The 5,383-nt window shown below is 37.8% G+C and carries 7 protein-coding genes and 1 pseudogene; 4 read left to right on the top strand and 4 right to left on the bottom strand.

Annotation, left to right across the window (positions count from 1 at the left end):
- Positions 1-138: 138 nt before the first annotated feature.
- Both MF4642_RS16150 and MF4642_RS16145 read left to right on the top strand, forming a co-directional pair.
- Positions 139-531, top strand: a pseudogene (locus tag MF4642_RS16150) (cryptochrome/photolyase family protein); the annotation flags it as partial.
- 3 nt (positions 532-534) lie between these two features.
- Positions 535-669 carry a DUF2256 domain-containing protein gene (locus tag MF4642_RS16145; RefSeq protein ID WP_078426841.1) on the top strand — a complete coding sequence of 45 codons (135 nt, stop codon included), beginning with the start codon at positions 535-537 and terminating at the stop codon, positions 667-669.
- A 14-nt stretch (positions 670-683) separates the two neighbouring features.
- On the opposite strand, the gene MF4642_RS16140 is transcribed toward MF4642_RS16145, so the two are convergent.
- From MF4642_RS16140 to MF4642_RS16130, 3 genes are all read right to left on the bottom strand, one after another.
- Complete coding sequence (locus MF4642_RS16140; protein ID WP_058952279.1) at positions 684-938, bottom strand: TIGR03643 family protein; 255 nt, start codon at positions 936-938, stop codon at positions 684-686.
- A gap of 179 nt (positions 939-1,117) precedes the next feature.
- The gene (gene uraH, locus MF4642_RS16135; protein ID WP_004981585.1) at positions 1,118-1,519 is read right to left on the bottom strand and encodes a hydroxyisourate hydrolase; all 402 of its coding nucleotides are present in this window, start codon (positions 1,517-1,519) and stop codon (positions 1,118-1,120) included.
- A gap of 10 nt (positions 1,520-1,529) precedes the next feature.
- Complete coding sequence (locus MF4642_RS16130; protein WP_035326664.1) at positions 1,530-2,018, bottom strand: GlcG/HbpS family heme-binding protein; 489 nt, start codon at positions 2,016-2,018, stop codon at positions 1,530-1,532.
- A gap of 105 nt (positions 2,019-2,123) precedes the next feature.
- On the opposite strand from MF4642_RS16130, the gene MF4642_RS16125 reads away from it, so the two are divergent.
- Together MF4642_RS16125 and MF4642_RS16120 are read left to right on the top strand one after the other, a co-directional pair.
- A complete protein-coding gene (locus tag MF4642_RS16125) occupies positions 2,124-2,795 on the top strand; it encodes a heavy metal response regulator transcription factor (RefSeq protein ID WP_078426842.1) in 672 nt (223 codons plus the stop codon).
- On the top strand, positions 2,795-4,171 hold the full coding sequence (locus MF4642_RS16120) for a heavy metal sensor histidine kinase (RefSeq protein ID WP_078426840.1): 1,377 nt from the start codon (positions 2,795-2,797) through the stop codon (positions 4,169-4,171). The genes MF4642_RS16125 and MF4642_RS16120 overlap by 1 nt, the downstream gene beginning before the upstream one ends.
- 55 nt (positions 4,172-4,226) lie before the next feature.
- Here the strand turns inward: MF4642_RS16120 and MF4642_RS16115 are convergent, their stop codons facing one another.
- The gene (locus tag MF4642_RS16115; RefSeq protein ID WP_078426839.1) at positions 4,227-5,174 is read right to left on the bottom strand and encodes a sensor domain-containing diguanylate cyclase; all 948 of its coding nucleotides are present in this window, start codon (positions 5,172-5,174) and stop codon (positions 4,227-4,229) included.
- Positions 5,175-5,383 lie beyond the last annotated feature (209 nt).

Below are 5,383 nucleotides of genomic sequence, written 5' to 3'. Positions count from 1 at the left end.
GCAATATTTCCGCGACTCATGAGTGCTCGGTTATATGCGGGCCAATTGGTTGTGCGGTAGATTTTGTGTGTAGGCTTCTTCATTTGAAAATTATATCGCTGAAAAACCCTTTACAGATAGGTTTGTGCAACAAAGCCCTTATTAACTGGTGTAGACCCGCAGCAGATCAGCGAGTGGTATCTGGCAGTCTATGCCGATGCCTATGAATGGGTAGAACTACCGAACACGCTGGGTATGGTGATGCATGCCGATAGCGGCTTGATGGCCAGCAAACCCTATGCTGCCTCGGGCAATTACATCCATAAGATGTCCGATTACTGTAAGCACTGTAGCTACAATGTCAAAACTCGCACCGAGCTAGATAGCTGTCCGTTCAATAGCCTGTACTGGTATTTTATGATCCGGAATGAGGCGAAATTTCGTACTCATCCACGTATGGGCATGATCTATCGACAGCTAGATAAACTTAAAGATCGGCAGCAGATTATCAGCCATGCCCAGCAACTTCTTAGCCAGATCAATGAGTTATAAACGATGAAAAAACAGCATCTCCCTGAAAAAATCTGTATCCACTGTTTGCTCCCTTTTACTTGGCGCAAGAAATGGTACCGCTGCTGGGAGGAAGTACAATATTGTTCTGAACGATGTAAACGTGAGTCCAGACGGTAATCAAAATCAAACACTTAGAAACGCTTGTATTGGCGTGAACAATAGGCCCGTATCACATCAGGTAAACGCAGCTGCAGATGCTTGGTTTTTCGGCCTGTCACACGTGCACGCCACATTTTAAAGCTACTGGGTTTCATATTTTGCCGCATCAAGCGGATCACTGCCGCTTCGTTCAAACCAAACTCACATTGAATGGCTTCAAATGGGGTTCGATCCTCCCAGGCCATTTCGATAATTCTGGATAAGTCTTCTTCAGAAAATTGATTCATGCCATTCTCATTTTAATTACTATCAAGCTTCAATAAGTTCTATCAACTCATTTAAATAACTTGAGTCAACTTTAATTCAACTAAAAGCATAATAATACGATCATGAATTTTTTGTGATTTTCTCTAGTTTACGGACTAAACACAAATAATAGGGCTAGTTAGACTAGCCCTTTTAAATCTTAGTTGCCTCTATAAGTCGAATATCCATAAGGACTTAGAAGTAGAGGAATATGATAATGGCTGACACTTCCATCTACCTTAAAAATTACAGGAACTTCAGGAAAGAAGGTATCTTGCTTATTTTTTTTAAACCAGTCCTCGGTTTTAAAGGTAACTTTATAAATACCAGCTTCAAGCTTCTGATTTTCAGGGAACAATCCAGTAATACGGCCATTAGGGCCAGTATATTGCTGATTTAATTTCACCCATTTATTCCCGGTACTTTTTTCGAGTACCACCTCGACTTGAGCGGAAGGCAGACCATTTTCTAGATTCAACACATGCACACTTAAGGGGTTAGTTTGTGCAAAAGTCATTGAGGTCAACAATAGTGTTGAGAGTGGCAATAATTTTTTAAACATGATGGATTCCTTAAGGATTGAAAATAGACTTAACAGCTGTTTCAGCGCAGTAATGGTCATTTTTTGCGCCCCCTGCTCCGGCAACGCCAATGGCGCCGACCACTTGACTCTCATAACGCACAGGTACGCCGCCACCTAACAATAGTAAATTTGATAAAGTGGTTAAATTTTTTGCATCCTTATTTTCATGGGCATTTTGACTTAACAACATGGTCGCCATTTTGGTGGATAAAGCGGTATAGGCTTTCTTTTCGGCTGCGCCTAAATTATGTGGCCCGACAGTTTCATGTCTCTTTGAAATCAAGGTATTTCCTCCTCGATCTACCACCACCACGGCAATATTATGCTGAATTTTTTGACATACGGTCACAGCAGCATCAATAAGAGTTTGTGCTGTCTGAGAATCAAGTGAATAAACTTGATTCAATTGAACGGATTGTGCAAAAGTACTGCTACTCATCAGCATTACTGTTGCAATAAGCCCTTTGAGTTTGTTCATCATGATTGCCCTGAATTAAGTTTTAAAAATCTTATACAATCTGAATGATTTGGATGATGACAATCACATTACAAAGTTGTCATCTTCAAAATGAGCCTGGACAAAATGTGTATTCTAATTATCGAAGATGAAGTGAAAATCGCCTCATATCTAGTTAAAGGGTTAAATGAATCTGGCTATGAGGCGCAATGTGTCCATTCAGGGCTAGAAGGCTTGGAAAAGTTAAAAATGCATGCATATAGTCTAGTCATATTAGATGTGATGTTGCCCGATATAGATGGCTGGGCAGTCCTGAAAGTATTGCGACAATTTTCTAAGATTCCAGTAATTTTTCTTACCGCAAAAGACCAAGTGATTGATCGGGTCAAAGGTTTGGAACTAGGTGCCGATGATTATCTAGCCAAGCCTTTTTCTTATATTGAATTACTGGCCCGAATTAAAAGTCTACTTAGATGTCAGCAGTATGTAGAGGAAAATCAATTAGAAATTGCAAATTTAAAATTGGATTTAATCCATCATAAAGTCTGGCGTAACCAACAGCCTATAGAACTCAGTAAAAAAGAATTCAATCTTTTGCGCTTCTTACTTCGCCATCCGAATGAAATTATTACGCGCAGGCAAATAGCGTCTGAAGTCTGGCAGATCAATTTTGATACCGATACTAATTTTATTGATGTGGCTGTGCGGCGTTTACGCAGTAAAATTGATGAGGGACATGATATAAAGTTAATTCATACTGTTCGCGGTTTGGGCTATAAAATTTCGGTAGACAAATAATGTTTAACCCCATTCGTTCGCTAGAACTACGATTAACACTACTGGCTACCACTTGTGCTGCGATGGTTCTGTGTACTGTGGCGTTGATGACTTATTTTGGCATCAACCAGATTCTAATTGCACAGCAAGATCGGGCTTTGATTGAACGTATTGAACGTCTGGAAATTTTATTGCAGGACAGTCGCAATATTGAGCAGATTATCGCGCAGCCGAAGCTGTATCAAAATATGCTCGGCAATCAGGACAATCTATTTGTATTGCTTAAAGGGAATCAGGCTCTGATCAACATTAATCCTCTTGGCATTCCACTGCCTGAATTTATCCACCAGCCTCAGATTCAATTCCGTGATTTATCAGCTTATGCTTATCCCACCCGTATTGCATGGAAAACTATTCAAATTAATCGACAACCCTATCTATTAATTGCAGGCAAGCAGTGGTCGGAACGTTTAGCGATTATCTCGCCTTTTAAAAAACGTCTTTTTATCTATGTGTTTAGCGGCATTTTAGCCATTTTCATACTTTGCGCGATTGCCAGCCGTTTCGGATTGAACGCATTAAGAACACTACGCAAACAAACTCATGCTATTAGTATTCACAAACTTGAACAGAGACTTAATCTGAATCATCCTCCTCAAGAGATCGAACAACTAGCCTCCGATATTAACGCCATGCTTGGCCGTATTGAACTAGGATATAGCCAACTGAATCGTTTTTCCGAAGACATTGCTCATGAATTCAGAACACCTTTGAATAATTTAATCGGGCAAACCGAAATTTTACTCATGAGTGAACGTAGTCCCGCACAGTATCAGGAACTCTTGATTTCCAACTTAGAGGACTATCAACGTTTAAAACGAATGATTGACAGCATGTTATTTCTAGCACGCGCAGATGCGCACAAAGTTTGCTTAAACAAACAGAAGATTCAACTTCAATCATTTATAGAAGATATATTCAGTATTTTCGAGTATCAAGCTGAAGAACAACACTGCAATTTTGTTTTAAGTCTTGAAGCGACTGAGCTATCGGCAGATCCTGAACTGTTACAACAGGCGCTGTATAATCTGATATCAAATGCGCTCGTTCATGGCGGCAATCACCGAACTATTTATGTGCTTAGCCACCGAAAGATCATTAATAATATGCAGATGATTACATTATCTGTGATCACCAGTGGTTTGGAAGTTGCCCCTGAGCATTTGCCTCATCTCTTTGAGCGTTTTTATCAGTGCAGTTCCAGCAGACAAAGCCCTCATCAAACGGGTGGTTTAGGACTATCGATTGTTGCATCCATTTTAACGCTTCATCAGGGAATGTATCAGGCAGTCAATAGCGCAGAAGGTATATGCTTTGAATTGTGTTTTCCTAAATAGTCTTAAATTTAAATGTATGTATTAGGACATCAGTAAAGTAAATATTTACGTTATATTAAAAAATTAATTTAGACTTTAATTTTTTCTTATGCATATACATTTTTTTATCAGCTTGTTCTGCTGCAAATAGTAAACCTTTATTTGGAACTCTCATTGAAAAACCAATAGCTATACTAATATCAGCCTCACAAAAAGCATCTAAAATTCTTTTTAAAAGCATTTCAGCCCCTACTGAGTTGTTTTCCATACTTAATATTACAAATTCATCTCCACCTAATCTAGCAATAATATCATTACTGCGCACTGTATTAACAAGCACCTTTGCTGCGCACTTTATTAAATGATCGCCAGCTGAATGCCCCAAACTATCATTAACTTGTTTCAAATCGTTTATATCGATAAAAAAGATTGCTGCTGGATGACCATACCGTTTACATCGCTCTTCTTCCTTTTCTAAGAATTCTTCCCAAGCTCTTCTATTGTATAAACCAGTCAAATCATCTTTAAATACTTTTTTTCTTAAACTTTTAAACTCATTAATATGCTTGAATTGACGTAATTCAGCTTGAAGTATTCTACTAAGTAAATCTCCTAATAATTCTATTATAGATATATCTTGACATATATTTTCAGATTTTGTTTGGGGGTGAATAGCACATAATGTTCCAAATAAGCTACCATCCTCATTAGTTATAGGTTGGCCAATATATGATTTAATACTTACCTGATTATTAATTGGTGCACTTGCATATAGTGCAATTTTTTCTGAGGCAGGAGCAATTTTTGGACCATTTCCTTTAACCATATGGCAACAAAATGAATCAGCCCATTTAAAAACTTGACCTGGTTTAATATGGTATCCATGGTCTTCTGTTTGTAATACTATCCAATCATCACCTTCTACCCGAGTAATCATACATAAGTCAAATCCAAACCTCTGATGTAAAAAATTTAAAATTTCTCTTCCTGCATCTTCAAAATTTTTAAACTTTTGTTTATTCATTAAAGTAGTCCTTGGTTGTATACTAGCCATCTTTCGGTGAAACTTTTGATCCTAAACATACATTCTTATATCAAAATTAAAAAATAGATCTCTTTCATAAATCAAAAAATGATCTACCTTTTGCTGATTATTTGTACCGAAGAATCTTAAATATTCATGCATAATTTGCAGATGAAATACGTCGATTCAAAAAATCTTTCTGAACCCCA

It is taken from the genome of Acinetobacter sp. MF4642 (assembly GCF_002018925.1).
Classification (GTDB): Bacteria; Pseudomonadota; Gammaproteobacteria; order Pseudomonadales; family Moraxellaceae; genus Acinetobacter; species Acinetobacter johnsonii.
This window is presented reverse-complemented; position numbering and strand designations above follow the sequence as displayed.

Bases quoted from the DNA above. Each gene is read 5' to 3' on its own strand.
- MF4642_RS16145 (WP_078426841.1), top strand. From the start codon at position 535: ATGAAAAAACAGCATCTCCCTGAAAAAATCTGTATCCACTGTTTGCTC.
- MF4642_RS16140 (WP_058952279.1), bottom strand. From the start codon at position 938: ATGAATCAATTTTCTGAAGAAGACTTATCCAGAATTATCGAAATGGCC.
- uraH (WP_004981585.1), bottom strand. From the start codon at position 1,519: ATGTTTAAAAAATTATTGCCACTCTCAACACTATTGTTGACCTCAATG.
- MF4642_RS16130 (WP_035326664.1), bottom strand. From the start codon at position 2,018: ATGAACAAACTCAAAGGGCTTATTGCAACAGTAATGCTGATGAGTAGC.
- MF4642_RS16125 (WP_078426842.1), top strand. From the start codon at position 2,124: ATGTGTATTCTAATTATCGAAGATGAAGTGAAAATCGCCTCATATCTA.
- MF4642_RS16120 (WP_078426840.1), top strand. From the start codon at position 2,795: ATGTTTAACCCCATTCGTTCGCTAGAACTACGATTAACACTACTGGCT.
- MF4642_RS16115 (WP_078426839.1), bottom strand. From the start codon at position 5,174: ATGAATAAACAAAAGTTTAAAAATTTTGAAGATGCAGGAAGAGAAATT.